The organism is Chamaesiphon sp. OTE_8_metabat_110 (genome assembly GCF_031382685.1).
Taxonomy (GTDB): Bacteria; Cyanobacteriota; Cyanobacteriia; order Cyanobacteriales; family Chamaesiphonaceae; genus Chamaesiphon.
On sequence record NZ_JANMZA010000178.1, the window covers coordinates 1 to 4460 of the forward strand.

Below are 4460 nucleotides of genomic sequence, written 5' to 3' on the forward strand. Positions count from 1 at the left end.
CTTCTATGTCTGGATGAAACGGGTATTAGATGATGTGTAACCAGAATTGATTTATGGCGAACACACCGACAAAGATCGCGAAGCACTCGCCAATCCTTCCCGCTTTCGGAATATGGGCGCACCGCCAGAAATGTTAGCGCGGGCGGATTATGAAGCGAAGATGCTCCTGGCTTTTAATGAATACCATCGCGTATTGCGTCCCGATGGGGTGATGACAGTCCAATTCAATCACAAAGATCCAGGTGCGTGGGATGTCCTCGCCAACTCCCTGATTAATGGTGGCTTCGAGATTACCGCATCTTGGTCGGTAAGTACCGAAAATCCCCAAAACCTCCACCAGGCAAAGAAAAACTCCGTCGCCAGTACCGTGCTATTAGTCTGTCGCAAGCGCGATCCTGAAGCTGGATTAGCTTGGTGGGACGATTTGCGCCCCCAAGTCGTCAACATCGTAGAAGCCCGCGCCGTCGAATTTGAAGCCAACGACATCACCGGAATCGACCTCTGTCTGAGTGCATTTGGCCCCGCCTTGAACGTATTTTCTAGTTATCAGGAAATTCGTAATAGTAGTGGTGAAATCGTCCGTCCAGAGGCGGCTTTTACCGAAGCCCGTCGCGCTATCGCTAATTACCGCTTCCGTAAATTAGCCCACACCGATACCGCTGGATTCGATCCCCTGACTCAGTGGTATCTATTAGCCTGGGATGCCTTCAAAGCGCGAGAATTTGTATTTGATGAAGCCCGACAATTAGCCCTAGCAATTGGTGGTTTCAATGTCGAAGACTTGAGCAAAGTCTATAAACTCATCACCTCTACAGGCGGTAACTGCAAACTATTAACCCCCAAAGAACGCCTGAAAAAACGCGCCTTCAGCGTCGAAGAATCCGACTTTTCCTCACTCTATCTAGTCGATTCTCTCCACGCCCTAATTGCCATTTATGAAGAAGGACACAACCCCCAATTAGTGCGCCGCTTTATGCAAAACACCGGACTGATGGAAAGCGATGCCCTGATGAAAACAATGGAAATCGCCCTCAAAGTCTTCCCCACCAGCACCTCAGAATACGACGCGCTAGTTTCGTTGCGATTAGCAATGGACGAGATTAAGGCGAAGGTAGTAGTCGAGCAGTTGAGTTTAAGTTATGGGTAGGGTAAAAAATCCCCTACCCTTTATCCATAAGTCCGTTTGAGGTACTGCGGAGATCTTTACCCCACCCCAGCCCTCCCCTTATAAAGGGGAGGGAGCAAAAGCCCCCCCTTTATAAGGGGGGGTTGGGGGGGTAACACCATCCCCGCCGAAGTATAGCCTCCAAAGGGCGGGGTGGGTAGATCTCCGCCACAACTCAAGCAAACTCCCTCTATGATATTTAACGTAGTATGGAGGAGAATAAGTGAGTGACTTGGCAGATGAGGATATTTATCGAGAAGTCGGCAAGATCGTCAGTCAATTCGATCTGTACCAGTGTTATGACAGTGCAATTGCAGTCATGCAGTGGCTGAGAGATAATAGGATTGAGGGTCGCATCATCGAGTTAAAAACCTTCTATAGGGATGAAGACTACATTGTCAGCGACAGAATCGGAGGAGATGAGTCGATATCTGAAAATGGCAAACATTACGGCGTAAGAGTGTGCGGACTGATTTTTGACAATCTTTCTACCATAGGAATGAAAGAAGCCGACTGGATTAGAGATTTTCATTGTCCCAGCAACGAATTTGAGATCGCAGAATTAGGAGAATAAATAACATGGAATTTAAAGGCGGACTATTCGAGATTTTAGCAAAGATTAAAGCTACACCAGGAATGTATATCGGTCATCCATCGGTATCAAATTTGTTTGTCTTTCTCGCTGGGTATAAAACGGCGCGACGAGAGTTAGGAATTAGACCGAACGATCGAGAATTGACATTTTATGAGAGTTTTAATGAATTCATTCAAGATCGTTATCAAATCCATATTTCTAACTCTTGGGCAAAAATCATCATGCTCAACTGTCCAGATGAAAAGCAGGGATTCGATCGATTCTTTGAACTCCTAGCAGAATTTGAAGCTAGATCTAAAAATATTCAACAACCTCAAAACGATCTAGTCAAATTATAAATATAGGAGAGTGAATTTATGACAATCAAAGAACAATTGTTGCAATAACTCAATTCTACGCCCGATCGATTAATTGTTGAAACTCTCAATTTTCTACAATTCATCAAAGCCAAAGAAGAATTAACTTTCTCCACCGGAGCATCTTTACTCGCCCATCTAAAAACTATCGGTTCTTGGCACGGCGACGATTTTGATGAATGTTTGCAGGATATTGTCGATACCCGATTACCTGCTGAGTTCACTTTAGAAACCAATCCTTAATAGTGTAATTCTCAATCTTGTAATTTCTGAATACCATGAATATCCAACTGATAGAATCCTTAGCACAAGTAATTCGCGCTCTGCCCACCGAAGAACGCGCTGCCTTAACAGAACAGCTTTTCTTTAATCTTACTTATCCTACAACAAAAGAACTCACTAACCTAGCTGTACGATCGAGTAGCTTTGACTTTTTAGATCGAGAGCCAGAACTTTATAGCCTCGAAGATGGAGAGCTAATATCATGTCTATAGCCAAAGGTGATATTATTTTAGTGCCTTTTCCATTTACAGATCTCAGTGAACCTAAGCTTAGACCTGCTGTTGTATTGTGGGTCGATGATAAAGGTCAAGATGTCACTCTATGTTTTATTTCTTCTCAGGCGATTGAGCGAGTTACTGATGATGAGTCTATCATTTTATCTAGCGATTTAGAATTTGTTCAAACTGGTCTTAAAAGCACTTCTAAAGTGAGAGTAGCTCGTATTATTACCCTAGAAAGGTCATTATTGCAACGCCGTTTAGGTCAACTTGGCTTTCAACATCTTCAGCGACTCGATCGGTGTCTAATTAATGCTTTCCAAATCAATTCTTAAATCATGGAAAATCGAGAGCGAACAATCCGATCGAACTGTAAATATACGAGAAATGTTTTATGACACTCAAAGAACAACTATTACAAGAACTCAATTCTACTCCCGATCGCTTAATTGTTGAAACACTCAATTTTTTAAAATTTCTAAAAGCAAAAGAACAATCGAATCGATCGACAGATGAATCTTTACTCGCCGATTCAGAATCAGCAGAATGGTATGCCCTGTCTTTGCAAGGATTAAATAGAGCCTACAGTGACGATGAACCAGATTATGAACTATCTCCATCCTAAACATTCATAAGTAAATGCACATATTTTTGGTGCGTTACGCTTCGCGATAACACTACTTATTACTTATTACTTATTACTTGATTTAATGCTCCCCGATCGATCCTGGCGAATTAGCTACTCTAGTAATGAAAATAACCCGATCGCCGAATTCTATATTCCTGCGTTAGAATGCGCCGTACAATACGATCGCAAGTCCGGTTTTTTCAATAGTGCAATTCTCAGTAGAGTAGCGCGGGGACTGGGCGCAATGCTCCATAATCAAGGTAAAATTCGGTTGATTATGGGCTGTCAATTTAGTGCCGAAGATTTGGATGCGATCGAACGAGGTTATGCCCTCCGAGAGATTATTAACGAAAGACTAACCGCCGCTCTCCAACCACCCGAAAACTTTGTCCAACTCAAACACTTAGAAATCCTCAGTTGGCCGATCGAAACTGGTAGTCTCGATATTAAAATCGCAATTCCCATGAAAACTAATGGGAAGCCAACAGATGAAAATACAGAAATAGATAGACATCATATCTTCCATGAAAAAGTCGGCATCTTCACCGATACCGATGGCAATAAATTAGTATTTAGCGGCTCCAATAATGAATCAGTCGCCGGATGGGAATATAACGTCGAATCCTTCCATGTATATTGCGGCTGGGAAGGCGGGAGAGATGGCGAGAGGGTAGATGAAGAAGTAACTAGATTCGATCGGTTGTGGCACGGATTAGCCCCCAATGTGAGCATCTTCGATCTACCTGAAGCAGTACTCCGTAAATTGCTCACTCATGCACCCAAATCTATCCCCGATTGGAACCCACAAATCGAATTCGACATAGACAAAATTCAGCCCCCAATCCTTATACCCCAAACCCCAAACCCTGAACCCCAACTCCCCACCCCCAACCTTCAGGAGCAAGCACTATTCGATCTCCTTGCCAATTTACACAACCATCCTGGCTGTTTAGATTTCTGTCTCAAATCGATTCCGATCTCCCCGTGGGCGCATCAACTCAAGATTTTGCGCCGAGTTGCCAATAATTTCCCCTGCAATTTCCTCATCGCCGATGAAGTAGGATTGGGTAAAACGATCGAAACTGGCTTAATTCTCAAATATCTACTAACCAGCCAAAAAGTTCAGCACGTCTTATTGTTAGTACCTGCCAGCGTTCAAAATCAATGGCAACAAGAATTACGCGAAAAATTCAATCTCAATTTCTGGAGCTATAGT

The 4460-nt window shown here is 43.3% G+C and carries 6 protein-coding genes and 1 pseudogene; all 7 read left to right on the forward strand.

From position 1 onward, the window contains the following. Nucleotides 1-1147, forward strand: a pseudogene (locus tag RMO52_RS06340) (DNA methylase); the annotation flags it as partial. Between the two features lie 241 nt (nt 1148-1388). Beyond that, nucleotides 1389-1739, forward strand: coding sequence for a papain fold toxin domain-containing protein (locus tag RMO52_RS06345; RefSeq protein ID WP_309745226.1), 351 nt, complete (start codon nt 1389-1391; stop codon nt 1737-1739). A 5-nt stretch (nt 1740-1744) separates the two neighbouring features. Further along, nucleotides 1745-2098 (forward strand): hypothetical protein, encoded by a 354-nt coding sequence (locus RMO52_RS06350; protein ID WP_309745224.1) that lies wholly within the window; start codon nt 1745-1747, stop codon nt 2096-2098. Between the two features lie 296 nt (nt 2099-2394). Further along, nucleotides 2395-2610: a hypothetical protein gene (locus RMO52_RS06355; RefSeq protein WP_309745222.1), complete on the forward strand. Its 216-nt coding sequence runs from the start codon at nt 2395-2397 to the stop codon at nt 2608-2610. Next, nucleotides 2601-2951, forward strand: a complete 351-nt coding sequence (locus RMO52_RS06360; RefSeq protein WP_309745220.1) for a type II toxin-antitoxin system PemK/MazF family toxin — start codon at nt 2601-2603, stop codon at nt 2949-2951. The genes RMO52_RS06355 and RMO52_RS06360 overlap by 10 nt, the downstream gene beginning before the upstream one ends. Before the next feature lie 59 nt (nt 2952-3010). Further along, the gene (locus RMO52_RS06365) at nt 3011-3241 is read left to right on the forward strand and encodes a hypothetical protein (RefSeq protein ID WP_310412008.1); all 231 of its coding nucleotides are present in this window, start codon (nt 3011-3013) and stop codon (nt 3239-3241) included. Between the two features lie 85 nt (nt 3242-3326). Then, nucleotides 3327-4460 (forward strand): SNF2-related protein (locus tag RMO52_RS06370; protein ID WP_310412011.1); only part of this gene is annotated, 1134 nt, incomplete at its 3' end.

What these genes read in the sequence shown, in the direction of transcription:
- RMO52_RS06350 (WP_309745224.1), top strand. Translation starts at nt 1,745, where the DNA reads ATGGAATTTAAAGGCGGACTATTCGAGATTTTAGCAAAGATTAAAGCT.
- RMO52_RS06355 (WP_309745222.1), top strand. Translation starts at nt 2,395, where the DNA reads ATGAATATCCAACTGATAGAATCCTTAGCACAAGTAATTCGCGCTCTG.
- RMO52_RS06360 (WP_309745220.1), top strand. Translation starts at nt 2,601, where the DNA reads ATGTCTATAGCCAAAGGTGATATTATTTTAGTGCCTTTTCCATTTACA.
- RMO52_RS06365 (WP_310412008.1), top strand. Translation starts at nt 3,011, where the DNA reads ATGACACTCAAAGAACAACTATTACAAGAACTCAATTCTACTCCCGAT.